This window comes from Stutzerimonas stutzeri (assembly GCF_024448935.1).
Lineage (GTDB): Bacteria > Pseudomonadota > Gammaproteobacteria > Pseudomonadales > Pseudomonadaceae > Stutzerimonas > Stutzerimonas stutzeri_AO.
On sequence record NZ_JAMOIE010000013.1, the window covers coordinates 52,161 to 74,622 of the forward strand.

At 61.3% G+C, this 22,462-nt stretch carries 28 protein-coding genes; 19 read left to right on the forward strand and 9 right to left on the reverse strand.

Annotation, left to right across the window (positions count from 1 at the left end):
* Positions 1–22 precede the first annotated feature (22 nt).
* Positions 23–1,243: a virulence factor BrkB family protein gene (locus tag NA637_RS05955; RefSeq protein ID WP_256071409.1), complete on the reverse strand. Its 1,221-nt coding sequence runs from the start codon at positions 1,241–1,243 to the stop codon at positions 23–25.
* Between the two features lie 161 nt (positions 1,244–1,404).
* Between NA637_RS05955 and arsC the strand changes: the two genes are divergently transcribed.
* Genes arsC through NA637_RS05970 form a run of 3 tightly spaced genes read left to right on the forward strand, consistent with a single transcriptional unit; the run spans position 1,405 to position 2,763 of the window.
* Positions 1,405–1,758 carry an arsenate reductase (glutaredoxin) gene (arsC, locus tag NA637_RS05960; protein WP_256071410.1) on the forward strand — a complete coding sequence of 118 codons (354 nt, stop codon included), beginning with the start codon at positions 1,405–1,407 and terminating at the stop codon, positions 1,756–1,758.
* Positions 1,755–2,360 carry an NAD(P)H:quinone oxidoreductase gene (wrbA, locus tag NA637_RS05965; protein ID WP_256071411.1) on the forward strand — a complete coding sequence of 202 codons (606 nt, stop codon included), beginning with the start codon at positions 1,755–1,757 and terminating at the stop codon, positions 2,358–2,360. Before arsC ends, wrbA begins: the two co-directional genes overlap by 4 nt.
* Positions 2,353–2,763 (forward strand): DUF2069 domain-containing protein, encoded by a 411-nt coding sequence (locus NA637_RS05970; RefSeq protein ID WP_256071412.1) that lies wholly within the window; start codon positions 2,353–2,355, stop codon positions 2,761–2,763. Before wrbA ends, NA637_RS05970 begins: the two co-directional genes overlap by 8 nt.
* 103 nt (positions 2,764–2,866) lie before the next feature.
* Here the strand turns inward: NA637_RS05970 and hda are convergent, their stop codons facing one another.
* The 3 genes from hda to NA637_RS05985 all read right to left on the reverse strand — a co-directional run bounded on the left by hda (position 2,867) and on the right by NA637_RS05985 (position 5,917).
* Positions 2,867–3,571 (reverse strand): DnaA regulatory inactivator Hda, encoded by a 705-nt coding sequence (gene hda, locus NA637_RS05975; protein ID WP_256071413.1) that lies wholly within the window; start codon positions 3,569–3,571, stop codon positions 2,867–2,869.
* Complete coding sequence (locus NA637_RS05980) at positions 3,568–4,656, reverse strand: AI-2E family transporter (protein ID WP_256071414.1); 1,089 nt, start codon at positions 4,654–4,656, stop codon at positions 3,568–3,570. Before NA637_RS05980 ends, hda begins: the two co-directional genes overlap by 4 nt.
* Before the next feature lie 124 nt (positions 4,657–4,780).
* Positions 4,781–5,917 (reverse strand): DUF2066 domain-containing protein, encoded by a 1,137-nt coding sequence (locus NA637_RS05985; protein WP_256071415.1) that lies wholly within the window; start codon positions 5,915–5,917, stop codon positions 4,781–4,783.
* Positions 5,918–6,245: 328 nt separating this feature from the next.
* Between NA637_RS05985 and purM the strand changes: the two genes are divergently transcribed.
* From purM to dapC, 5 genes are read left to right on the forward strand one after another with little or no spacing between them, the layout of a single operon-like run.
* Positions 6,246–7,304 carry a phosphoribosylformylglycinamidine cyclo-ligase gene (purM, locus tag NA637_RS05990; RefSeq protein WP_256071416.1) on the forward strand — a complete coding sequence of 353 codons (1,059 nt, stop codon included), beginning with the start codon at positions 6,246–6,248 and terminating at the stop codon, positions 7,302–7,304.
* Positions 7,304–7,954: a phosphoribosylglycinamide formyltransferase gene (gene purN, locus NA637_RS05995; protein WP_256071417.1), complete on the forward strand. Its 651-nt coding sequence runs from the start codon at positions 7,304–7,306 to the stop codon at positions 7,952–7,954. The genes purM and purN overlap by 1 nt, the downstream gene beginning before the upstream one ends.
* An 8-nt stretch (positions 7,955–7,962) precedes the next feature.
* Positions 7,963–8,673, forward strand: a complete 711-nt coding sequence (locus tag NA637_RS06000) for a DUF3108 domain-containing protein (protein ID WP_256071418.1) — start codon at positions 7,963–7,965, stop codon at positions 8,671–8,673.
* Positions 8,674–8,730: 57 nt separating this feature from the next.
* Positions 8,731–9,396 (forward strand): COG3650 family protein, encoded by a 666-nt coding sequence (locus NA637_RS06005; RefSeq protein WP_256071419.1) that lies wholly within the window; start codon positions 8,731–8,733, stop codon positions 9,394–9,396.
* A gap of 52 nt (positions 9,397–9,448) precedes the next feature.
* On the forward strand, positions 9,449–10,645 hold the full coding sequence (gene dapC, locus NA637_RS06010) for a succinyldiaminopimelate transaminase (RefSeq protein ID WP_256071420.1): 1,197 nt from the start codon (positions 9,449–9,451) through the stop codon (positions 10,643–10,645).
* A gap of 37 nt (positions 10,646–10,682) precedes the next feature.
* Here dapC and NA637_RS06015 read toward each other — a convergent pair whose 3' ends face one another.
* Together NA637_RS06015 and NA637_RS06020 are read right to left on the reverse strand one after the other, a co-directional pair.
* Complete coding sequence (locus NA637_RS06015; protein ID WP_256071421.1) at positions 10,683–10,829, reverse strand: hypothetical protein; 147 nt, start codon at positions 10,827–10,829, stop codon at positions 10,683–10,685.
* Between the two features lie 11 nt (positions 10,830–10,840).
* A complete protein-coding gene (locus NA637_RS06020; RefSeq protein ID WP_256071422.1) occupies positions 10,841–11,086 on the reverse strand; it encodes a hypothetical protein in 246 nt (81 codons plus the stop codon).
* Positions 11,087–11,224: 138 nt separating this feature from the next.
* Here NA637_RS06020 and NA637_RS06025 point away from each other — a divergent pair, with 138 nt between their 5' ends.
* From NA637_RS06025 to NA637_RS06045, 5 genes are all read left to right on the forward strand, one after another.
* Entirely contained in the window at positions 11,225–11,569 is a 345-nt protein-coding gene (locus NA637_RS06025) for a thioredoxin family protein (RefSeq protein WP_256071423.1), read from the forward strand.
* Between the two features lie 100 nt (positions 11,570–11,669).
* A complete protein-coding gene (locus NA637_RS06030) occupies positions 11,670–12,041 on the forward strand; it encodes an ArsC family reductase (RefSeq protein WP_256071424.1) in 372 nt (123 codons plus the stop codon).
* A gap of 49 nt (positions 12,042–12,090) precedes the next feature.
* Positions 12,091–13,125 (forward strand): 2,3,4,5-tetrahydropyridine-2,6-dicarboxylate N-succinyltransferase, encoded by a 1,035-nt coding sequence (gene dapD, locus NA637_RS06035; RefSeq protein ID WP_256071425.1) that lies wholly within the window; start codon positions 12,091–12,093, stop codon positions 13,123–13,125.
* Positions 13,126–13,240: 115 nt separating this feature from the next.
* Positions 13,241–14,446 (forward strand): aminotransferase class V-fold PLP-dependent enzyme, encoded by a 1,206-nt coding sequence (locus tag NA637_RS06040; RefSeq protein ID WP_256071426.1) that lies wholly within the window; start codon positions 13,241–13,243, stop codon positions 14,444–14,446.
* Positions 14,443–14,856 carry a SufE family protein gene (locus NA637_RS06045; RefSeq protein ID WP_256071427.1) on the forward strand — a complete coding sequence of 138 codons (414 nt, stop codon included), beginning with the start codon at positions 14,443–14,445 and terminating at the stop codon, positions 14,854–14,856. The genes NA637_RS06040 and NA637_RS06045 overlap by 4 nt, the downstream gene beginning before the upstream one ends.
* A 33-nt stretch (positions 14,857–14,889) precedes the next feature.
* Here the strand turns inward: NA637_RS06045 and tcdA are convergent, their stop codons facing one another.
* Positions 14,890–15,696, reverse strand: a complete 807-nt coding sequence (gene tcdA, locus NA637_RS06050; protein ID WP_256071428.1) for a tRNA cyclic N6-threonylcarbamoyladenosine(37) synthase TcdA — start codon at positions 15,694–15,696, stop codon at positions 14,890–14,892.
* 209 nt (positions 15,697–15,905) lie between these two features.
* Between tcdA and dapE the strand changes: the two genes are divergently transcribed.
* The 3 genes from dapE to NA637_RS06065 all read left to right on the forward strand — a co-directional run bounded on the left by dapE (position 15,906) and on the right by NA637_RS06065 (position 18,344).
* A complete protein-coding gene (gene dapE, locus NA637_RS06055) occupies positions 15,906–17,054 on the forward strand; it encodes a succinyl-diaminopimelate desuccinylase (RefSeq protein ID WP_256071429.1) in 1,149 nt (382 codons plus the stop codon).
* A complete protein-coding gene (locus tag NA637_RS06060) occupies positions 17,048–17,851 on the forward strand; it encodes a putative RNA methyltransferase (protein WP_256071430.1) in 804 nt (267 codons plus the stop codon). The genes dapE and NA637_RS06060 overlap by 7 nt, the downstream gene beginning before the upstream one ends.
* 121 nt (positions 17,852–17,972) lie before the next feature.
* A complete protein-coding gene (locus NA637_RS06065) occupies positions 17,973–18,344 on the forward strand; it encodes a hypothetical protein (RefSeq protein WP_256071431.1) in 372 nt (123 codons plus the stop codon).
* Between the two features lie 60 nt (positions 18,345–18,404).
* On the opposite strand, the gene NA637_RS06070 is transcribed toward NA637_RS06065, so the two are convergent.
* Positions 18,405–18,971, reverse strand: a complete 567-nt coding sequence (locus NA637_RS06070) for a DUF1285 domain-containing protein (protein WP_256071432.1) — start codon at positions 18,969–18,971, stop codon at positions 18,405–18,407.
* Between the two features lie 9 nt (positions 18,972–18,980).
* The gene (locus NA637_RS06075; RefSeq protein WP_256071433.1) at positions 18,981–19,583 is read right to left on the reverse strand and encodes a DUF4823 domain-containing protein; all 603 of its coding nucleotides are present in this window, start codon (positions 19,581–19,583) and stop codon (positions 18,981–18,983) included.
* Between the two features lie 307 nt (positions 19,584–19,890).
* Here NA637_RS06075 and NA637_RS06080 point away from each other — a divergent pair, with 307 nt between their 5' ends.
* The 3 genes from NA637_RS06080 to NA637_RS06090 form a co-directional block, all read left to right on the forward strand.
* Positions 19,891–20,325: a hypothetical protein gene (locus NA637_RS06080; RefSeq protein WP_256071434.1), complete on the forward strand. Its 435-nt coding sequence runs from the start codon at positions 19,891–19,893 to the stop codon at positions 20,323–20,325.
* Positions 20,322–21,782, forward strand: coding sequence for an ATPase domain-containing protein (locus NA637_RS06085; protein WP_256071435.1), 1,461 nt, complete (start codon positions 20,322–20,324; stop codon positions 21,780–21,782). Before NA637_RS06080 ends, NA637_RS06085 begins: the two co-directional genes overlap by 4 nt.
* Positions 21,783–21,792: 10 nt before the next feature.
* The coding region (locus NA637_RS06090) for a sensor histidine kinase (protein ID WP_256071436.1) at positions 21,793–22,462 on the forward strand (670 nt) is incomplete at its 3' end.

Sequence of the window (22,462 nt, forward strand, 5' to 3'; positions counted from 1 at the left end):
GCGCTGCTGAGTATCGGCTCGATCAGACCCGCTGCGACTGCAGCCAGTCTGCGACGCTACCACCAAAGAGATTGGCCTGCTCTCGCTGTAGTAGCTCCAGGGATTGACGCAGCGTCGGGTACCAGGGCTCATCCAGATGCTCCGGTAGCGCCTGCTTACCCGAGAGAGGCCAGGGGTTGGAACGCAACAGCTGATCGAAGCTGTAGCTGTTGAGGTCGCGACAGAGCACCCAACCGGAAGAGCCGGTCCGACAAACAAGCTGCTCCCGCTCGAAGAACTCGAGGATCTCATCCCATTCGTCTTCCGGCAGCTTCCAGCCGCTTCGGTGGGCATCGCGTAAACGCACCTCTCGCCCGGCCTGCTGACTTTCGTAAAGCACCCGCAACAGCCCGAGCATGACCAGCAGCCGTGGTATCGAGCGACGCCGCCATTGCTGTGACGATGACAACCCGCAGACCAGCTCCGCGCCGAACAACACGATCATCCAGGACAGGTAGAGCCACAACAGAAACAGCGGCACTGCGGCAAACGCCCCGTAGATCAGCTGATAGCTGGGGAAATAGCTGACATACAAGCCGAACAATTGCTTCGCCGTTTCGAAAAGCACAGCGGTAAAGGTCCCCCCTATCAATGCATGCCGCAGCGGTACTCGAGTGTTCGGCACCGCTGCATAGATCAAGGTGAATGCCGCGACACTGAACAACAAGGGCATCGCCTTTAAAACGGTGCGCGCACCGACCAGCGCATTCGGGCCCGAGATCAGCGACAACGAGGTGACATAGGTGCTCATGGCAAACCCCGCACCCAGCAGCAACGGGCCGAGGCTAAGGATCGCCCAGTACAGCAGAAAGCTTGAAATCCCGCGGCGCGGTTGGCGCACCCGCCAGATCACGTTGAACGCCTTTTCGATGGTCAAAAGCATCATCAGCGCCGTTGCCATCAGAAATCCCACGCCGAACCAGGTCAGCTGCCTCGCCTGATCCGTGAAAGCGACCAGATAGTCCTGAATGGTAGCGCCTGTGGAAGGAATGAAATTGCTGAAGATATATAACTGGATTTGCTCACCGATCCCTTGAAACGCAGGAATGGCGGAAAGCATGGCGAACGTCACCGTCATCATCGGCACCACCGCGAACAGGGTGGTATAGGTCAATGCGGCAGCGCTGTGTGGGCCGCGATCGGTGAGGAAGCGCTGCACCAGGAAACGACTGAATTCTACGAAATCCTTGATTCGTTGCTGCATTCCATCTCCTTGGTGCCAATCGCGATCCTCGGACTCGCTTGTTCACAGGCTTGTGACAACCGAAAGCCTATTTTGGCAGACAGTTGCCTGCGACTGGCGTTTCAGGCCTCGCCATATTGAAGGTTACAATGACTGCCTACACTGGCGCGAAGCGATTACAAATGACCGAACTGACCCTTTATCACAATCCACGCTGCTCAAAATCACGCAGCGCGCTGGAGCTACTCGAACAGCGCGGCCTGAACCCTACCGTCATCCGATACCTGGAAACACCCCCTTCCGCCACAGAACTCAAGCAGATTCTAGCTCGTCTGGGCATCGGACCCCGGCAACTGCTGCGTAGCGGTGAAGAGGAATACAAGACTTTCAACCTGGCGGACCCCGCCCTTGCCGACGCCGAGCTCATCGACCTGATGGTCGCGCATCCAAAACTGATCGAGCGGCCGATACTGGTAGCCGGTGATGTGGCGGTGATCGGACGGCCCCCAGAGAAGGTGCTGGAGATCCTGCCATGAATGCGCCGTATATTCTGGTGCTGTACTACAGCCGCCACGGCGCCACTGCCGAGATGGCGCGGCAGATCGCCCGCGGCATCGAGCAGACCGGCCTCGAGGCGCGGCTGCGCACCGTGCCGGCAGTGTCCGCCGAATGCGAAGCGGTAGCGCCTGCGATACCGGAGCAAGGCGCGATCTACGCGACACTGGACGACCTGAAGAGCTGTTCCGGATTGGCGCTTGGCAGCCCGACCCGCTTCGGCAACATGGCCGCCCCGCTGAAATACTTCCTCGACGGCACCGGCGGACTCTGGCTGACCGGCGAACTGGTCGGCAAACCTGCTGGCGTGTTTACCTCGACTTCCAGCTTGCATGGCGGTCAGGAATCGACCTTGCTGTCCATGCTGTTACCCCTGCTGCACCACGGCATGTTGCTGCTGGGCCTGCCGTACAGCGAACATGCCTTGCTTGAAACTCGTGGTGGCGGCACCCCCTACGGCCCAAGCCACCATGCCGGAACAGATGGCAAGCGTGCGTTGGATGAGCATGAAATCAGTCTTTGCCGCGCACTGGGCCAACGCCTCGCGGAAACCGCCAAGCGTCTGGAGAACAACCGTGGCTAGAAAGCCGAAACCCCTGCCGTCACTCGAATGGCTGACGCCACGGGTAAAACTCAGCCGCGCGATCAGCCTGGCCAGTTTCATTGGACTGGCCGTGCTATTGGTGGTCTGGAATCTGGCATTTGCCGACCTGCACGGCGCGCGCACCTGGGTGGTGGTCAGCATCCAGCTGATTCCGCTCCTCCTGGTGGCCCCTGGCATGATCTCCGGAAGCCCGCGCGCCCATGCCTGGACCTGTTTTATCGTCAACCTCTACTTCATTCAAGGCGTGCTTGCCGCGATCAACCCGACCCGCATGGTTTACGGCTGGATGGAAGCAACGATCAGCCTGACGCTCTTTATCAGTGCGTTGCTCTATACCCGCTGGGCTTATCAGTACGGTCGCAAAGCGGCAGGTGAAAACTGAGACGAGCCGCAAGCGCAGCAGGAAGCAGCTACGGTTTCGGTCCGACGTGAGAAAACCTTCGCCAATTCAAGTGCCGGGTGGGAGCCCATCCCGCACAAGGGCTTTACCAGCCGAGCGTTTCCTTGAGAAACGGGATGGTCAGTTTGCGTTGCGCCTGGAGGGAGGCCTGATCGAGCCGGTCGAGCAACTCGAACAATGCGCTCATGCTGCGGGCACCGCGAGTGAGGATGAAACGGCCGACGTCGTCCGGCAGGTTCAGACCGCGACGCGAGGCTCGAAGCTGCAAGGCGCGCAGCTTGTCCTCATCCGAGAGTTCCTGCAGTTGAAACACCAGCGACAGACTCAAACGGGACTTGAGGTCTGGAAGCTGTACAGCGATTTCTCGCGGAGAGGCATCGGCGGCGAGCAACAGGCGCCGACCGCTGTCGCGAAGCCGATTGAACAGATGGAACAAGGCTTCTTCCCACACCGGATCGCCCGCTATGGCACCCAGATCATCCAGACAGACCAGCTCGCTCTGCTCCAGATCATCCAGAAGCGCCGGGCCGTATTCCGCGACTTCCGCCAATGGCAGATACACCGCCAGTTCACCACGTTGCTCGACGCGCAAGCAGGCGGCCTGAAGCAAATGACTGCGCCCGACGCCAGTGCCGCCCCACAGGTAGATCAATTCATCGGACCAACCAGCCGCAGGCGAACAGACTCGCTCGACATAGCCCAGCGCGGCCGCATTGGCGCCCGGGTAGAAGTTGGCAAAGGTGGCATCGTCACGAAGACGAATGCCCAGGGGAAGCTGAATGGGTTTCATGGTTGGCGGGGTGGGTCGACCGGCGGCTCTGCATAAAGATCCGACAGTTTATAGAGATCATGCACATGGCGCAGCAGGACCATGATCACTGCCGCAACTGGCAATGCCAGGAGCACGCCGGTAAAACCAAACAGTTGCCCCCCAGCCAGCACCGCGAAAATCACCGCAACGGGGTGCAGGCCGATACGGTCACCCACCAACAGCGGGGTTAGAAGTACGCCTTCCATCATCTGCCCGACCGTAAACACCGCCGCAACGCCAAGCAATGGATAGGGCTCCAGACCAAACTGGAACAGCACGGCAATCACTGCCGCGCCTATGCCCACCACGAAGCCCATGTACGGCACGATGCTGGCGAGGCCAGCCAGGACGCCGATCAACAATCCCAATTCGACACCGACCAACATGAGACCGGCGGAATAGACCACAGCCAGCGCCAACATAACCAGCAACTGTCCACGCAGAAAGGCGCCGATGACCTCATGGCATTCACGCACCAGTGCCATGACAGCATCTTCGCGCCGCCGCGGCAGAAGCGTGCGCAGTTTGGCCATGATCAGATCCCAGTCCCGCAGTAAATAGAAACACACCACCGGCACCAGCAGGAGATTCGCCAACCAGGCCAGCAAAGCGATGCTCGACGCCGTAGCCTGACTGAGGATGATCGCCAGCACGTCCTTGGTGCTGCCGAGATTGGCGGAAAACGCGCTCTTGAGCTGATCGACGCGCCAGAAATCCTCGTCGAGGCCAAACTGCGCTTGCACCCAGGGCAGCGCCGTCAGTTGCAGCCAGTCCAGGCCCAGCGGTGCAAGCTGATAGAGATGCATCAGCTGCTTGCCGAGCATCGGAACCAGCACCAGCAGCAGCAACAGACACAGCAGGGTGAACAGTGAGAAAACCAGAATCACGCCCCAGGTTCGGGACAGCTTCCAACGCTCCAGCCGGTCTACCAGTGGGTCGCCCAGATAAGCCAGCAGGATGCCGACCAGAAAAGGCGAAAGGATGGGTGACAGCTGATAGATCAACCAGCCAATCAAAAACAGCGCCACCAGCCATAGCCAGCGGTTGTTGTGGGTGAGGGTCATGTTCTGAACGTCTTGTCTGGATGATCTGAGGCCGCTGACTACAGCAGGCGAAAGGGAAAATCATGAATCGATGGACGCCATGGATGGCAAAGCACCCTCCGCTAACCGCAGGGCGCCACAACCCCTACCAACGGTAGCGCAGCAACGTGCCTCGATCGGCCGGCTCGGATTGCTCGCTTGCCGGTGCGCCCGGCTCGTCGAGAGGAGATTGGGCATCGATTGGCTGCGCTTCAGCGGCGCCGGCCGACACGTCACCGTCGCCGATAGGCTCGACGTCAGCATCGGCGCCCGCGGCGTCTATCGCTTGCATGTCAATTTCATCGGCAGCGACTTCCTGCAGCCGCGCCAAGGCCAGCTGAGCCCGCAGTTGCTCTGGACTGGCATTGAGGCGATACACCAGCCGATCGCTTTCGACCCGCTGCAAGCGTGCGCCGAAGGGTTCAAGCAGGCGATCCAGCTCGGCGAAACGCTCCACGTCAGCCCCAAGCACCTCAAGCGTGATCTCAGCTCGGTCACCGGGCTTAACGCGGTAGTGCGGCGCCAGGAACGTGCTTACGGCGCGCATGACCTCATCGGCCAGCGCGGATCGGGTGTCGCCACTCGCCTTGCCCTGCGTCTGTTTGTCGCCAACCCAGAGGCGCCAGTTGGCTTGCCAGGTTTCGCCGGACTGTTTAGCCATGACGGTCAACAGCCCATCTGCATCGTAGCGCTCCGACACATCGCGAAGCGCCTGTGGATCCTTTGCTGTGACGGTCTCGGGGGTGGCCACGAGCTGCTCACTCAGATCGGCCAACGGCAAACGCAACGGCAGGCCACGATGCTGGGCAGCCGCCCGTAAGTCGGAAGAGCCCTCCTGCGCGTCACCGACAAGCTGCGAGCCGTTAGCCGACTCTCCCAGCCACCAGACCAGGATGCTCGGGCGCTCAGCGCCCCATAATGAAAGCCCCGCTGACCGCAGCGCACGCTCGGTAGTCACCGGATCGAAGCTAACGATGACGGCGTCCCCCTCATAGGCATAGCGGCTCACCAGCTGCTGCGGATCGTTGCGCAATCGCGCCACGGCCTCCTGATCAGGGCTGGCGTCGCCGGTCAGACGCAGCACCAGCGTGTCGAAGGCGTTTCGTAGCGCCTCTTCGCGCTCGGCTGGTTGTTGGCTGGCAACCGGCTCACGTACCTTGTAGAGATCGCTGACGGGTGCCGCCATGCCATGGGCGGACACGACTGCGCAGCACAGTGCGAGAAGACGGGAAGTTACGCGCATATTTTAAAAACTCGCTGGCTAGCCAGTCATGAGGGCCTGCCGGCCCCTTGCGGCGACCGGGTTCGGAATGATCAAGCGTTATACCTTAAACAGGCACCTGACTCGGGGCAACCGCAGCAGTCACAGGCTGCGTACCGCACCGCGGAAAACCTCGCCGGTCCCTGGCAAACCTGTTCGACATCACCGTTCGCGGGATGGTCGCTGTGCGGCAAGCCTGATAAAATCGCCCGCTTTCCGCAGACCGGTCCGGCGCCCTCGCAGCGTCGCGACTGAAACCTGGTTCTGACCCGGTCGCCCCTGCACTTCCCTTCACAGGTCCGGATTCTTTATGAGCAAGCAACCCTCCATCAGCTACAAGGACGCCGGTGTCGACATCGATGCAGGCGAAGCGCTGGTCGAACGCATCAAAGGCGTGGCCAAGCGCACCGCTCGTCCTGAGGTCATGGGTGGGCTGGGCGGCTTTGGCGCGCTCTGTGAAATTCCGGCCGGTTACCAGCAGCCCGTTCTGGTTTCGGGCACCGACGGCGTCGGCACCAAGCTGCGCTTGGCATTGAACCTCAACCAGCACGACAGCATTGGCCAGGATCTGGTCGCAATGTGCGTCAACGACCTGATTGTCTGCGGTGCCGAGCCGCTGTTCTTTCTTGACTATTACGCCACCGGCAAGCTCGACGTCGACATCGCCGCAAGGGTTGTAACGGGTATCGGCGCCGGCTGCGAACTGGCCGGTTGCTCGCTGGTGGGCGGCGAAACCGCCGAGATGCCCGGCATGTATGAAGGCGAAGATTACGACCTGGCCGGTTTTTGTGTAGGCGTCGTGGAAAAAAGCGAAATCATCGACGGCTCACAAGTAGCCACCGGCGATGCGCTGATTGCCCTTCCGTCGTCCGGCCCACATTCCAACGGCTATTCGCTGATCCGCAAGATCATCGAGGTAGCCGGCACCGATATCGAAAACACGCAACTCGACGGCAAGCCGCTCACCGAATTGTTGATGGCACCGACACGTATCTACGTGAAGCCACTACTCAAGCTGATCAAGGAAACCGGTGCGGTGAAAGCCATGGCGCACATCACCGGTGGCGGTCTCCTGGACAACATCCCACGCGTTCTGCCCGAAGGCAGCCAGGCGGTCATCGATGTCGCCAGCTGGCAGCGTCCGGTGGTCTTCGACTGGCTGCAGCAGCAAGGCAATGTCGATGAGCATGAAATGCACCGAGTGCTGAACTGTGGCGTCGGCATGGTGATCTGTGTCGCCCAGGATCGGGTCGAGGCCGTGCTCGACAACCTGCGCAGCTCTGGCGAAAGCCCTTGGGTGATCGGTCAGATCGCATCGGCTGACGAAGCTGCCGAACGCGTTGTGCTGAACAACCTGAAAAGTCACTGATGAGCACACCTTGTAATGTCGTCGTGCTGATTTCAGGGTCCGGCAGCAACCTGCAGGCCCTGATCGACAGCCTCGATGAAGACAACAGCCCCGCGCGTATTCGCGCGGTGGTTTCGAACCGTGCAGATGCCTTGGGCCTGCAGCGTGCGCAAGCGGCCGACATCGATACGCATGTTGTGCAGCACAAGAATTTTGCTGATCGCGATGCATTCGATGCGGCTCTGATGGAAATCATCGACACATACCAGCCACAGCTGGTGGTGCTGGCCGGCTTCATGCGCATTCTCAGCGCAGGCTTCGTTCGCCACTACCAGGGTCGCCTGCTCAACATCCATCCGTCCCTGCTACCGAAATACAAGGGACTGGATACCCACCGCCGGGCACTCGATGCCGGCGACCAGGAACATGGTTGCAGCGTGCACTTTGTTACCGAAGAGCTCGACGGCGGCCCTGTGGCCATACAGGCCTGCTTGAAGATTGAACCCAACGAAAGCATCGGCAAGCTGACCGATAGAGTGCATGCAGCCGAGCACATCATCTATCCGCTGGCTGTTCGCTGGTTCGCCGAGGGCCGCTTGCGCCTTGCCAAGCAAGGCGCGATGCTGGACGACATGCTGCTGCCGGCCACCGGCCATCTATTAAGAATCTAGGAGACATTATGCATCGTGCCTTGCTGCTCGCTCTTGCCGTGCTGGCCCTGCCGGTCCAGGCTCTTGAGCTGAAGCCTTTCTCCGCCAGTTACACCGCGGACTGGAAACAGGTACCTGTCAGTGGCACTGCCCAGCGCAGCCTGGAAAAACGCGATGACAATACCTGGGAGCTGGATTTCGAAGCCTCGATGCTGGTCGCCAGCTTCAATGAGCGCAGCGTTTTCACAGTCGAAGGCGAGACCTTCCTGCCACAGAAGTACCGACTCAAACGCAGCGGGCTGGGCAAGGGCAAATCCATCAAGCTCGACTTTGACTGGCAAGCCAAACAGGTGGCCGGAGAAGACCGTGGTGACCCGGTGAAGCTACCGCTGAATCGCGGCCTGCTGGACAAATCCACCTATCAGATCGCGCTTCAGCAGGCGGTTGCAGCGGGCGAGAAGAGCATGAGCTATCAGGTCGTAGATGGCGACGAGATCGAAACCTACGATTTCCGCGTCCTGGGAGAGGAAAAAATCAGCACGAAGGCCGGTCAGGTCGATGCGATCAAGGTCGAGCGTGTGCGCGATCCGACGCAGAGCAAGCGCCAGACCCTCCTCTGGTTTGCGAAGAACTGGGATTACATGCTGGTCCGCTTGCATCAGGTGGAAAAGGACGGCAAGGAGTACCAGATCATGCTCGAAGAAGGCACCGTCGACGGCAAAGCCGTAAAGGGTGACTGATTTCAACCGCGCCAGCCTGCTGGCGCGGTACCGCCCGCTGCCACGCCGAGTTCGTCCATGACCTGTCCCCGCCCCTTGCTGCTCCTTCTGCTGCCGATTTTCGCTGGCTGCCAAGCGCTGCCCTGGCACGACGGGCCTCCCCGGCAAGCAGTCGAACGGCTGCAGGGCGAGGTCATGCGCAACGACGGCAGGCTGCTGTTGCATAGCTGCCAGGGTCAGCGGCAGGTCGAGTTGCTCGATGCCGGGGCGACCGGACTGCCCGACGATGCCCAGGCGTTGCTCTCCGACGACGGTCGGTCGCTGTTCGCCGACGTGCGCGGCAGGCTGACCTCACGCGCCGATGGCAGCAGCCAAATGCAACTGACTCAGGTCTATCGCCTTCAGCGCGAAGGACCCGGCTGCGACGCGAGCGGATTCCACCAGTTGACACTGCGCGCCGGCGGTCACGAACCGGGGTGGAGCGTTCGGATCACGACCAAAGGCCTGTTGCTCGAGCGACCCGACCAAGCGCCGCTGGCGGTGCCCTATCTGGAGGAGCAGTTGCCGGGCGGGCAGACCAGCTTCAGCAGCGAAGCCAACAGCCAACGCATCGACCTCTGGGTCGCCCCGCAACGCTGCGTCGACAGCGCCACCGGCGCCATCAGCCACCTGACCGCCGAACTGCGCGTGGACGACCAAACCCTGCGTGGCTGCGCCTACTACGGTGGCGCCCGCAACGAATGAACCTATCGAAGCGCCTGTCGACGCGCTTCCCTACGCTTCGAAGATCCCGATCATGAATGACGACTTGTCCCTCCTGCAGCCCTACCCGTTCGAGAAACTTCGCCGGTTGCTCGCCGGCGTGCAACCGCCAGCCGACAAGCGCCCGATCGCGTTATCGATCGGCGAGCCGAAACACCCGTCGCCGGATTTCGTGGCCCAGGCACTGGCGGCCAACCTCGACCAACTCGCGGTGTACCCGTCCACCCTTGGGATTGCTGCGCTGCGTGAATCGATTGCCCGCTGGTGCGAGCGTCGCTTCGGCGTGACGGCGAACAGTATCGACCCGGCGCGCCACGTGCTGCCGGTCAACGGCACCCGTGAAGCGCTGTTCGCCTTCACCCAGGCCGTGGTCAACCGCAGCGCCGAGGCGCTGGTGATCAGCCCCAATCCGTTCTACCAGATCTATGAAGGCGCAACGCTTCTGGCCGGCGCCACACCGCATTATTTGCCCTGCACCGCCGAAAACGGCTTCAATCCAGACTTCGATGCGGTCTCGGCAGAGGTCTGGCAGCAGGCGCAAATCCTGTTCCTCTGCTCTCCGGGCAACCCGACCGGCGCGCTGGTCCCGCTTGAAACGTTGAAGAAGCTGATCGCATTGGCGGACGAGTTCGACTTTGTCATCGCAGCGGACGAATGCTACAGCGAGCTGTATTTCGACGAAGACCAGGCGCCCGCCGGCCTGTTGACTGCATGCGCCGCACTGGGGCGCGCGGACTTCAAACGCTGCGTGGTTTTTCACAGCCTTTCCAAACGCTCGAACCTGCCGGGGCTGCGCTCCGGGTTCGTCGCCGGCGATGCCGACATTCTCAAGGCGTTTCTGCTGTACCGCACCTACCACGGCTGCGCCATGCCGGTGCAGACGCAACTGGCCAGCATCGCCGCCTGGAACGACGAAACGCATGTACAGGCCAATCGTCAGCTGTATCGCGAGAAGTTCGACGCGGTGCTGGACATCCTCACCCCTGTGATGGAGGTGCAGCGTCCCGATGGCGGTTTCTATCTATGGCCGAAGACGCCCTTCGATGACCAGCAGTTCACGCGCGAACTCTTCGCCAGCGAACACGTGACCGTGGTTCCGGGCTCCTACCTGGCACGTGAAGTGGAGGGTTTCAGTCCTGGCTCGGGCCGGGTACGCATGGCGCTAGTGGCGCCGCTCGCCGATTGCGTCGAGGCTGCCGAGCGCGTCCGCGCCTGCATCGCCAAGTCGTGATATCGGAGCCGGACGTTGCGGCGTCCGGCTTACCGATTCAGGCCACCCCTGGCGGGATCATGTCCTTACCGTAGTCGCGCAGTTTTTCCAGATTTTCCGGTTTCATGTGCTCTGGAATATCTGCAGTGACGGGCTCGTCGCTTTTGTCACGCTCGTCCACATCCGGCTTTTCGGGCTCGTTCATGGCGTCCTCCTTCAGATCGCATGTTCTTCCCAGATCAGCTCACCTTCATCGCTGATCTCCCTGACCTTGGTCAGCGCTGCCTCGGCTGCCGTCTCGGCCTCGGAGGCAAGGTCGTAACGGCGCCCGTTAGCGACTTTGAAAACATGTGCATTTTCGTCCGTGCCGCGACGCTTGACGGCGATCACCGCCTCGAACCCCTCGTCAGCAGGTACGGCGGACGAAATGGCCTCGTGGTTCTCGAAATGCTTGCGTGCCATATATGACCTCATCGTTGCGATTGTGATCAGTGGACAACGTAGAGGGAGAAAAAGATCGCGCGTCTTCTTCGTGACCCAGTCGCTGAACCCATGGCACTGCCGCGACTCCACCTATAAACAGACCACCGGGAGCCTGTTATGCCCATGAACGAAACCTACGCGGTCAGCGCCCCTTCCCGCGACGAGGTCGATACACTCGAGGGCCTCACCCTGCTCGAGTTCGGCACAGATTGGTGCGGTCATTGCCGCACGGCGCAGCCCTTACTCGCCCAAGCCATGGCCGCGCGCGACATCCGCCATCTGAAAATCGAGGATGGACCCGGCCGCCCGCTCGGTCGTTCATTCCGGGTCAAGCTCTGGCCGACCTTGATTCTGATGCGCCAGGGAGAGGAAGTGGCTCGAGTGGTGCGCCCTGGCGACATTCAGGCGATCGAGCGATTGCTCAGCCAAGCCGGTCGCGCCACGGACCAAGGCACCTCCTGAGCGACAGCGCATCCTGCCGGGCAGCGCCCCAACGGGCGGCAGGCTTCGCCTCATCGTGGCATAATCCGCGGCCCAGTTTGGCCGGAGAACCGGAGCTGTTATGCCCGATGAAAGCAAGGGACGCTGCCTGTACGGCATCAAGGCGTGCGACACCATGAAAAAAGCCCGTACCTGGCTTGACCAGCAGGGGCTAAGCTATGAATTTCATGACTACAAGAGTGCCGGCATCGACCGCGTCCACTTGCAAGCCTGGTGCAATGAACATGGTTGGCAGATCGTACTCAACCGTGCTGGCACCACCTTCCGCAAGCTGGACGATGAACAGAAAGCCGATCTCGACCAGGCAAAAGCCATCGAACTGATGCTGGCCCAGCCGTCGATGATCAAGCGCCCGGTTCTGGATCTGGGCCACAAGACCCTCGTTGGCTTCAAGCCAGACACCTATGCTGCCGAGCTGGCAGCCAAGAACTGAGACCCGCTCGCCGAGACGAGCGCGACTGAATAAATAAAGGACTCCCCCTATGAGCAATTCCCTCTTCAGCCTGGCGTTTGGCGTCGGCACCCAGAACCGTCAGGGCAGCTGGCTGGAAGTTTTTTATGCGCAGCCACTGCTGCACCCGAGCGGCGAGCTGGTCGCCGCCATTGCGCCGCTGCTGAACTATGAAGGTGGCAATCAGGCCGTCACCATCAATACCACCCAGGCGGCTCAACTGGCCGATGCCATCAAGCCGCTCGACACTGCTCAACATGCATTGTTGACCCGCCTTGCCGAAAGCCAGCGCCCATTGGTGGTGACCTTGCTCGCCGAGGATGCAGCACTGACCTCCACCCCTGAGGCCTATCTCAAGCTGCAGCTGATTTCCCATCGCCTGGTCAAGCCACACGGCTTGAATCTCACTGGCATCTTCCCGCTACTGCCTAACGTCGCCTGGACCAATCAGGGTGCCGTCGATCTGGCCGAGCTGGCCGAGCGCCAGCTGGAAGCGCGCCTCAAGGGCTACCTGCTGGAAGTCGTCTCGGTCGACAAATTCCCGAAGATGACCGACTACGTGGTGCCGGCCGGTGTGCGTATCGCCGACAGCGCACGCATCCGTCTCGGCGCCTACGTCGGTGAAGGCACCACGGTGATGCATGAAGGCTTCATCAACTTCAACGCTGGCACCGAAGGCCCGGGCATGATCGAAGGCCGTGTCTCCGCTGGCGTGTTCGTCGGCAAGGGCTCGGATCTGGGCGGCGGCTGCTCGACCATGGGCACCCTATCCGGTGGCGGCGACATCGTCATCTCGGTCGGCGAAGGCTGCCTGATCGGCGCCAACGCGGGGATCGGCATTCCGTTGGGCGACCGCAACACCGTGGAAGCCGGCCTCTACATCACAGCTGGCACCAAGGTGAATCTGCTCGATGAGCAAGGTAAGCTGGTCAAGGTGGTCAAGGCGCGCGAACTGGCCGGCCAGACCGACCTGCTATTCCGCCGCAATTCGCTGAGCGGTGCGATCGAATGCAAGACGCACAAGTCTGCGGTCGAGCTGAACGAGGCGCTGCACGCGCATAACTGAGCCAAAAACCGATCGAAGCGCTAGAGGCTGAAGGCCGGACGAATGGGCAGCCCCACGTTCCACCTCCAGCCTCCAGCCTCCAGCCGCTTCGGGCACAGGCCATAGGACGAAAACGATGTCGCTTCTATCTCCCTGGCGCACCGACTTTCCTGCCCTGGCCATTCTCGAGGCACAGGGTCAGACCTACCTCGACAGTGCCGCCACCGCCCAGAAACCACAGGCGCTGATCGACGCCCTCACCGGCTACTACACCTGCGGCACCGCCAACGTGCATCGCGCCCAGCACCAGCCGGCCGAGCGCGCCACTCGCGCGTTCGAGGACGCACGGATCAAGGTGGCCCGCTGGTTGAACGCGTCCTGCCCCACCGAGATCGTCTTTACCCGCGGCGCCACCGAGGCGCTGAATCTGCTCGCCTATGGGCTGGAACACCTGATCGAAGCGGGCGACGAGATCGTCGTCAGTGCCGTCGAGCACCACGCCAATCTGTTGCCCTGGCAGCAACTGGCCAGGCGCCGCGATGCCCAACTGATCGTACTGCCGCTGGATGCGCGCGGGCTCATCGACATGGACGCCGCGGCGAACCTCATCGGCCGGCGTACCCGCCTGCTGGCCGTCAGTCAGCTATCCAACGTGATCGGAACCTGGCAGCCACTGACCGATCTGCTTCCGATGGCCAAGGCGCAGGGCGCACTGACGGTGGTCGACGGCGCCCAGGGCGTCGTTCATGGTCGTCACGACATGCAGGCGCTCGCCTGCGACTTCTACGTGCTGTCCAGCCACAAGCTCTATGGTCCGGAAGGTGTTGGCGCGCTCTATGGCCGCGGTGAATCGCTACTCAAGCTCAAGCACTGGCAATTCGGTGGCGAGATGGTCCGTGTCGCTGACTTTCACCATGCCGAGTTCCACGCCGCCCCGCTGGGATTCGAAGCGGGCACGCCGCCGATTGGGGGCGTGATCGGCCTGGGTGCGACGCTCGACTACCTGTCCAAGCTCGACGCCACTGCAGTGTCCGGCCACGAGCAGGCGTTGCACATGAAATTGCGTGCCGGGCTGACGGTGCGCGACGGCGTCAAGCTGCTCGGCGAGCCGCAGGTGGCGCTCGCCAGTTTCACCGTGGAGGGCATTCACCATGGCGATCTGGCCCATCTGCTCACCGAGCAGGGAATGGCCGTGCGCAGCGGCACTCACTGCGCTCAGCCGCTGTTGAAGACGCTGGGTGTGGAAGGCGCGACCCGCGTGTCACTCGGGCTATACAATGATGGTCTCGATCTGGAGCGATTTTTCGATGCGCTGGATCGGGCCCTGGACATGCTGCGATGAGCCAGTTGCCGGAGGCGGCAGCCGAAACCCTGGCGGCGTTCGAGCACGCCGCCGGCTGGGAACAGCGCGCGCGACTGCTGATGCAATGGGGCGATCGCCTCGATCCGCTCGCCGATGACGAGCGCATTGAAGCCAATCGGGTAGCCGGATGCGACAGCAAGCTCTGGCTGGTCGGCGAGCGACAGGACAACCACTGGCATTTCCGCGGCACCAGCGAGGCGCGTCTGTTGCGTGGGCTGCTTGCCGTGCTGCTGGTTCGCGTCAATGGCCTGGATGTCGGCGAGCTACAGCGGCTCGACGTGGCGGAATGGTTCAGCCAGCTTGGCCTCTCTCGGCAGCTCTCGCCATCCAGGGCCAACGGGATGAACGCTGTTATCGGCAGAATGCGTGAACTGGCAGCGGCTACCTGACCGGTGCTAACAGAGACCAGACAAACGCCGCTATCAGCTCTTCAGACGCTCCGCCGGCCGCCGAGCCCCGGCGACCAGCTTGTCTACCGCCTTGGCCGCCGCGACCAGACCGAAACTGGCCGTCACCATCATCGACGCGCCGAATCCGCCGGCACAGTCGAGTTTCACCCCTTCACCGACGAAGCTTTTGCTTTGACAGACGCCGCCATCGGGCTTGGGATAGCGCAGCTGTTCGGTGGAAAACACACACGGCACGCTGTAGGTCCGCCCAGGGGTTCGAGAGAAATTGTATTCACGCCGTAACAGCGAACGCGCTTTCGCCGCGAGGGGGTCGTTGAACGTTTTGTTCAAATCGGCGACCTGGATCTGGGTAGGGTCCACCTGTCCGCCCGCGCCGCCAGTGGCGATGATCTGGATCTTGCGACGCTTGCACCAGGCGATCAGCGCCGCCTTGGCCGGTACGCTGTCGATGCAGTCGATTACGCAGTCCATCCGTTCGGTGATGTACTCGGCCATGGTCTCGCGGGTGACGAAGTCGGCCACCGCATGCACCACACAGGCCGGGTTGATCGCCTGTAACCGCGCAGCCATCTCGCCGACCTTGGGTTTGCCGACCGTGCCTTCGAGTGCATGCGCCTGACGATTGGTATTGGTGATGCAGACATCGTCCAGATCGAACAGGCTGATTTCACCCACGCCACTGCGCGCCAGCGCTTCGGCCGCCCACGAGCCGACCCCGCCGATGCCGACCACCGCGACGTGCGCCGCCGCCAGCCGCTCGAGCCCGAGGGAGCCGTACAGACGGGCAATGCCGCCGAAACGCTGATCGTCGATAGACATGTCGATTCCCCGGGAAAAGTTCGGCGATTATAAGACCTTCGCTCTTGCCGACACAGGGCTCCAGGCCTGTACGAGCGTTGCATGGCGGGGCGACGAACGCTGGGGACCGCCCCACCTTGTACCCACGGTGTTGCCAAGCAAGGGAAACCACGGCAGAAACAGGTTTTGCTTTAATATGACGCCCCTTTCCCGTCTGCCTCGGAGCCGTGATGACCGCCGCCGCCCTCTCACCGACCCTCGAACTCGCCTGCGAGCTGATCAGCCGGCCATCGGTCACTCCGCTGGATGAGGGCTGTCAGCAGCTGATGAGCGAACGTCTGGCCGCTTGCGGCTTCGCCATCGAGCCGATGCACATCGAAGATGTCGAGAATTTCTGGGCGATCCGTGGCGAAGAAGGCCCGGTGCTGTGCTTCGCGGGCCATACCGACGTGGTCCCTACCGGCCCGCTGCAGGCCTGGCAGAACCCGCCATTCGCCGCGCGCATCGACGAGAACGGCATGCTTCATGGTCGCGGCGCCGCCGACATGAAAGGCAGCCTGGCGTCGATGATCATCGCGGTGGAACGCTTCACTGCAGACTATCCCAACCACAAGGGACAGATCGCCTTTCTCATCACCAGCGACGAGGAAGGCCCTGCGCACCACGGCACGAAGGCCGTGGTAGAGCGCCTGCGTGAGCGCGGCCAGCGGCTTGACTGGTGCATCGTCGGTGAGCCATCGAGCACCACGCTGGTCGGCGACGTGGTCAAGAATGGCCGCCGCGGATCGCTCGGTGGCACGCTTAGGGTTCGCGGCCAACAGGGCCATGTGGCTTACCCGCATCTTGCCAAGAACCCGATCCATCTGGCGGCACCGGCACTGGCCGAATTGGCTGCCGAACACTGGGACGATGGCAATGACTTCTTCCCACCGACCAGCTTCCAGATCTCCAACCTGAACTCAGGCACCGGCGCCACCAACATCATCCCCGGCACGCTGGAGGCGGTGTTCAATTTCCGTTTTTCCACCGAATCCACCGTCGAAGGGTTGCAGCAACGCACTGCGGCGATTCTCGACAAACACGGTCTCGACTGGAACGTCGACTGGGCCCTTTCCGGCCTACCCTTCCTGACTGAACCCGGTGACCTGCTCGACGGTGTGGCTGCGGCAATCCGCAGCGTCACCGGCCGCGAGACCGCACCGTCCACCCGTGGCGGCACCTCGGACGGGCGTTTCATCGCGACACTGGGCACCCAGGTGGTCGAGCTGGGCCCGGTCAACGCAACGATTCATCAGGTGGATGAGCATATCCTCGCCAGCGACCTCGACCTGCTCACCGAGATCTACTACCAGACCCTGGTCAACCTGCTCGCATGCTGACCTGTCCTATCTGCCACGCCGAGCTCAGCGCGGCAGGCAACGGCGTCGCCTGCCCGGCTCATCACCGTTTCGATCGGGCCCGCCAGGGCTATCTCAACCTGCTGCCGGTGCAGCACAAGAACAGCCGCGACCCGGGCGACAACCAGGCCATGGTCGAGGCGCGGCGGCGCTTCCTCGAGGCGGGTTACTACGCGCCGCTGGCGACGCGACTGGCACAGCTGGCAGCCGAACGCTCACCGAGTCGCTGGCTGGATATCGGCTGTGGCGAAGGTTATTACACGGCGCAGATTGCTCAGGCTGTGCCCGATGCGGATGGCTACGCGCTGGACATTTCCCGTGAAGCAGTCAAGCGCGCCTGTAAGCGCGCGCCGCAGATCGAGTGGCTGGTAGCAAGCATGGCACGGGTGCCGCTGGCTGATGCCAGCTGCGAGCTGCTGGTCAGCGTATTCAGCCCGCTGGACTGGACCGAAGCACGGCGTCTGCTAGCATCCGGCGGCGGTCTGCTGCGCATGGGGCCGACTCGTGAGCACCTATGGGAATTGCGAGCTCTGCTGTACGACGAAGTCCGTGACTACGACGATCAGAAGCATCTTTCGCTGATCCCCGAAGGCATGCACCTCGCTCACAGCGAGACACTGTCCTTCGAACTGCAACTGGATGACCCGCAAGCCCGTGCTGATCTACTGGCGATGACCCCGCACGGTTGGCGCGCCAGCGCCGAACGCCGCGCAGCAGTCGTCCAGGCGCCATTGCACGTACGGGTTGCGATACGCTATGACTGGATCCAGCGAGACTGATCAGGTTATCCAAACGAATACGGCATCGGCTTTTGGGCCGATCCAATGCGTCTGATGCAGCCTTCCGGGCTTCAACAGTCAACATCAACCGGCTGCAACATCAGCCAGACAAGGCCATCCCATGCGTCAACCGGATATCGAAATCTACCTAAGGGACGCCAGCCAGGACGCCGTCACTGACTGGCTGAACCAGGCGATCGGAAGCTGCTCTGCCTGGCAGGCCAAGGGTAAAACCTTCAAGTGCAGCGCCGGCGATATTCCCGTGACCTGGCTGCCGAAGGCCGTGGGAAAGTGGCACAGCCTGTTGCTCGAAAGCGACGCGACGCCCTGGGAAGATGACGTCGCCTGCGCTCGCGATGCCTATCAGGCACTTGGGGTAGAGATTCGCTGCGCGCCGGGCGGTTGGCAGGAAGCAGAATCGGTGGAAGACGCCGACCGCTGGATCAGCATCAGCGAGCGTGGCGAAGCTGAAATCCTCTGGCGGACCGACTGACCACCCGTTGGCACACCACGCGCGATACGGCTTCCTTCTGTAGCGATACGCTCAATCGAACTACTCGGAGCGACCGATCGGGAAAAACTGGCCTTGGCTCCAGACCCCCAGCCAATCTGCGCCATCGATCTCATGCGGCACGGCCAATTCCACCAGCTGGTAGAACACGTTGCGATGAATCAGCGCTTCGAGGTTGGCGCGCACATGCACGTAGGGTGCTGGCTCCTGAGTATCCGGATCTAGCTCGACCCGAATAGGGTGCTCTGCTCCCGCTTCGGTTTCGTCGCCGACATTGGTGATAAAGCGCAGCACCTGAGCGTCTCCACTTCCCTCTGCTACCAGTTCAACCGCCACGAACGGCGCATCATCCACCTTGATGCCGACCTTCTCGACCGGGGTCACCAGAAAGTAATCATCGCCGTCTCGCCGGATCACCGTGGAAAACAGCCGCACCATTGCAGGCCGCCCGATTGGCGTGCCCTGGTAGAACCAGCTACCGTCGCGCATGATTCGCATGTCCAGATCACCACAGAACGGCGGATTCCACAGGTGCACCGGTGGCAAGCCCTTCTTCTCGGCTTTGGGAATCTGACTCAACAGATTCGCAGCTTTTCCCGCATCGCTCATATTGGCTCCTCAGCGCCCCAGGCCTATCAGGCGCCGGGCGTACTCACGCAAGGGCGGACCCAACAAGACCTGCGGTGTCGCGTCATAGATGTTCAGCAATCCGCCGCGACTGCGAATACTGGCCGTATCGGCCAGATACCTGTTGCCGGTCTCGATCAGCATCAACTGAACCGTGCTGGTATCGACACCCAGTCGATCGAGCGCGCGTTGGTCATCAAACTCATCGAAACTGCCGATACGGTCGTCTGCTGCGGCGAATCGTGTGTACAGCAAGTAATGGGCACCAGCGACTGCCGCCTGGTTCAATGCGTCTTCCAGCCCCACAGGTTCTGGAGCACGCCGGACCAGCGGAAAGTACTGGACGAAGCTCTCAAACGCCTCCTCGGCTACTACGTTCGGGCGCGGATAGGCGCCACCTGGGGGAACAAAGTGACCCTGCGCAATGTAGATGAACGAGTCGGGTTGCAGGCGCCACGAGGCGGACCTGACCGTCTCGCTGTGGTCGAGAATGCCAACGTCGCGCAGCTGATGGCGGGTCCCCTCAGCCATGTCGCTTACCTTCATGCAGCCGCTTAACAGGAGTGCGGCCACGATAAGGCTAAACACATTCATCTCTCGCTCCAGACGTGACGGAAAACCGACGATCAGCGAAGCAATGCAGCAAACACGCCAGTTGGGCGATGCGCCGTTCACTACCGCCTTCCGTCGTGCAGCAATGAAACCGGTGCCATCGATCTGATGGAGGGCCTCCGACATCTTGCGCAGCGAATAATAGCCCACCCTAGGCGCACGATCGGCACCATGGCTCTACGGATAAACCAACGGCACGAGCGCATTAGCATGGTGCTGGCCGGTTAAGTCTTCGCTTCTCGTCTTAGGGTGTACTATCAACACCTGCCCCATCAGATATCGGCTAGCCATGTCCACGCGAAGCGAAGAGAGCCATGAGATTGTAGATTCTCTGACGCGTCGCGTTGGCCCTAACGCTGACGCCGCAGCAGTCGCCCAGACGATCATCTCCATACTGCAGGACATAGACTCATCGCTGACCCCCATCGTCGGGCAGCAAGGCGTTGCTGCGCTCTATCGCCGTAGCCTGCATCTGTGCCTCTCTAACCACCCGCACCTGGCCAGCACTTATGACGGGATGCAGGCTTCTCTGGACCTGACTGTTCTGCAGGCCGTGCTCGTCAAGCAAAGCGAAGCCGAAGCGCTGTTTTTTGGCGAGGTGCTGCTCACTACCTTTCACGAACTGCTGATCACGCTAATCGGGCCCTCGCTCACTACACGCTTGCTTCGCGGTGTGTGGGAACCTTCTTCGAGCGAAACCCCTGCGCAGGAAAAATCGCCATGAGCACCAAAGCGACTATCAACCGCCTGGCCACCGGTGTGCCGGGGTTGGACGAAGTGCTTGGCGGAGGGTTGCCGGAGTTTTCCTTCAATCTGATCGCCGGCCCCCCAGGCTGTGGCAAAACCACCCTGGCTCACCAGATGATGTTCGCGCTGGCGACCCCCGAACGCCCCGCGCTTTTTTTTACCGTGCTCGGTGAGCCACCGCTGAAAATGCTGCGCTATCAACAGCAGTTCGAGTTCTTCGACAGCGAAGCGATTAACAAGTCGATCCGCTACATCAACCTGGCTGACGACACCCTCGCCGGCGATCTGCACGAAGTGCTGCGGCGTATCGTCAGCGAGGTCGAAAGCCATTCGCCCGCCCTGGTGTTCGTCGACTCGTTCCGTTCGGTCGTGCTGGCAAGCCAGACCCAGAACAACCCGAACAACAACCTGCCGCAGTTCATTCAACAACTGGGCATGTTGATGACCACCTGGCAGGCAACGACCTTTCTGATTGGTGAGTACTTCACCGAAACCGATACCAACCCGATTTTTACCGTGGCCGATGGGCTGATCTGGTTGCGCCAGAGCGTTCAGCGCAATTCCATGGTACGTAAGATGGAAATCATGAAGATGCGCGGCCAGCCTACGTTGCCTGGGTTGCACACGTTCCGCATCGCCACATCGGGAATCAAGGTATTTGCTCCTGCGGTGGCCAGCCCCTCCGAGGCACCGCAGACCTTCCCTATCAAGCGCATGAAAACGGGCGTTCCACGGCTCGACGATATGCTCGGCGGCGGGCTGCCTCAGGGCTATTCCCTGCTCGTGGCCGGGCCATCGGGTTCTGGTAAAAGCATTCTGGCTGCATCTTTCCTCGCCGAGGGTGTTCGCAATGGCGAAACCGGGGTCATTGCCGTATTCGAACAGCGACCCGATCGCTCGCAAAATGCCATCCTTGCCGATTTGATCAAGAACGACCAAGTAGGGTTGGTCGACAGTCGTGCCCCGGACCTCTCCATCGACGAAATCGTTTCCAAGCTGTTGAGCGAGATCGACCGATTGAAGGCAACCCGCGTGGTGATCGATTCCCTGTCGGGCTTCGAGCTGGCGCTGGCACCTACATTTCGTGATGACTATCGTGAATCGCTTTCACGGATGGTCACCGCGCTGACTTCTATTGGGGTCAGTGTGCTGATGACTTCCGAGCTGGAAGATCGCTATACGGACTTGCGATTCAGCCCCTACGGTACGGCCTTCCTCACCGACGCCATCATCGTCCAGCGTTACATAGAAGTAGAGAGCCGCTTGTTGCGCATCATGGCGGTGGTCAAGGTGCGCGCCAGCAGTCATTCGGATGAACTACGGCTGTATCGCATTGACGATAACGGGCTGCAGATCGGTGAGATGTTGTCGGATCAAGAAGGTCTGCTCGGAGGACGTCCTACCCGACGGCGTCTCAGTGGGAACGAGGGGTGAATACAAACTCGTGAAAAAGACCGATGCCAACAACACGCAAGCTATGGCTGCCGCCTCCAGCGAACTGTTCCGGCTCGGGCAGCAAACCGTCGAAGCTCGCGCGGTGCTGGCGGCATTGCATAAAGAGCTCAACGACACCAATAGCCAGCTCGTCGACAGTCAGCAGATGGAGCAACTGATCGAGGCCAACCAGCAATTGGTTCTAGCGACCTTGTTAGCGCAGTCGGATGCAGAAAGATCGCAGCTCACGCAAGCAGAGCAGCAGCTATATCAGGATATGCGTGAAGCCAACGAGCAACTGGTTGCCGCAGCATTAAGCGCAAAAGACCTGCAGGCCGCGGCCGAGCAGGCGCTGGGGCAGCAACGCAAAGCACTCGCCCTGGTAGCCCACGAACTGCGTAACCCACTTACGCCTATCAGCATGATCGCGGGACGTCTGGCGCGTGTACCCAGCGAGGAGCTGCCGCGAATGCAGATCTTGATCGAAGGGCAGGTACGCCACTTGTCTCGACTGGTAGAAGATCTGCTCGACCTGGCGCGCGCCAGCACCGGCAAGTTTCGACTCGAATGCCGCGTTGTCGATATGGTTCAGGTCATCCACGAGGCTGTGGAGCTCTGCAGTCCGGCAATGACCGCGCGCGACATACACTTGAGCACAATACTCCCTGAGGGTGTGCTGG

Bases quoted from the DNA above. Each gene is read 5' to 3' on its own strand.
- purM (WP_256071416.1), top strand. From the start codon at position 6,246: ATGAGCAAGCAACCCTCCATCAGCTACAAGGACGCCGGTGTCGACATC.
- NA637_RS05980 (WP_256071414.1), bottom strand. From the start codon at position 4,656: ATGACCCTCACCCACAACAACCGCTGGCTATGGCTGGTGGCGCTGTTT.
- NA637_RS06070 (WP_256071432.1), bottom strand. From the start codon at position 18,971: ATGAGCGATGCGGGAAAAGCTGCGAATCTGTTGAGTCAGATTCCCAAA.
- NA637_RS06015 (WP_256071421.1), bottom strand. From the start codon at position 10,829: ATGAACGAGCCCGAAAAGCCGGATGTGGACGAGCGTGACAAAAGCGAC.
- NA637_RS06000 (WP_256071418.1), top strand. From the start codon at position 7,963: ATGCATCGTGCCTTGCTGCTCGCTCTTGCCGTGCTGGCCCTGCCGGTC.
- dapC (WP_256071420.1), top strand. From the start codon at position 9,449: ATGAATGACGACTTGTCCCTCCTGCAGCCCTACCCGTTCGAGAAACTT.
- arsC (WP_256071410.1), top strand. From the start codon at position 1,405: ATGACCGAACTGACCCTTTATCACAATCCACGCTGCTCAAAATCACGC.
- NA637_RS06005 (WP_256071419.1), top strand. From the start codon at position 8,731: ATGACCTGTCCCCGCCCCTTGCTGCTCCTTCTGCTGCCGATTTTCGCT.
- wrbA (WP_256071411.1), top strand. From the start codon at position 1,755: ATGAATGCGCCGTATATTCTGGTGCTGTACTACAGCCGCCACGGCGCC.
- NA637_RS06040 (WP_256071426.1), top strand. From the start codon at position 13,241: ATGTCGCTTCTATCTCCCTGGCGCACCGACTTTCCTGCCCTGGCCATT.
- NA637_RS05955 (WP_256071409.1), bottom strand. From the start codon at position 1,243: ATGCAGCAACGAATCAAGGATTTCGTAGAATTCAGTCGTTTCCTGGTG.
- NA637_RS06025 (WP_256071423.1), top strand. From the start codon at position 11,225: ATGCCCATGAACGAAACCTACGCGGTCAGCGCCCCTTCCCGCGACGAG.
- dapE (WP_256071429.1), top strand. From the start codon at position 15,906: ATGACCGCCGCCGCCCTCTCACCGACCCTCGAACTCGCCTGCGAGCTG.
- NA637_RS06075 (WP_256071433.1), bottom strand. From the start codon at position 19,583: ATGAATGTGTTTAGCCTTATCGTGGCCGCACTCCTGTTAAGCGGCTGC.
- NA637_RS06030 (WP_256071424.1), top strand. From the start codon at position 11,670: ATGCCCGATGAAAGCAAGGGACGCTGCCTGTACGGCATCAAGGCGTGC.
- NA637_RS06060 (WP_256071430.1), top strand. From the start codon at position 17,048: ATGCTGACCTGTCCTATCTGCCACGCCGAGCTCAGCGCGGCAGGCAAC.
- dapD (WP_256071425.1), top strand. From the start codon at position 12,091: ATGAGCAATTCCCTCTTCAGCCTGGCGTTTGGCGTCGGCACCCAGAAC.
- purN (WP_256071417.1), top strand. From the start codon at position 7,304: ATGAGCACACCTTGTAATGTCGTCGTGCTGATTTCAGGGTCCGGCAGC.
- hda (WP_256071413.1), bottom strand. From the start codon at position 3,571: ATGAAACCCATTCAGCTTCCCCTGGGCATTCGTCTTCGTGACGATGCC.
- NA637_RS05985 (WP_256071415.1), bottom strand. From the start codon at position 5,917: ATGCGCGTAACTTCCCGTCTTCTCGCACTGTGCTGCGCAGTCGTGTCC.
- NA637_RS06045 (WP_256071427.1), top strand. From the start codon at position 14,443: ATGAGCCAGTTGCCGGAGGCGGCAGCCGAAACCCTGGCGGCGTTCGAG.
- NA637_RS06020 (WP_256071422.1), bottom strand. From the start codon at position 11,086: ATGGCACGCAAGCATTTCGAGAACCACGAGGCCATTTCGTCCGCCGTA.
- NA637_RS06065 (WP_256071431.1), top strand. From the start codon at position 17,973: ATGCGTCAACCGGATATCGAAATCTACCTAAGGGACGCCAGCCAGGAC.
- NA637_RS06080 (WP_256071434.1), top strand. From the start codon at position 19,891: ATGTCCACGCGAAGCGAAGAGAGCCATGAGATTGTAGATTCTCTGACG.
- NA637_RS06085 (WP_256071435.1), top strand. From the start codon at position 20,322: ATGAGCACCAAAGCGACTATCAACCGCCTGGCCACCGGTGTGCCGGGG.
- tcdA (WP_256071428.1), bottom strand. From the start codon at position 15,696: ATGTCTATCGACGATCAGCGTTTCGGCGGCATTGCCCGTCTGTACGGC.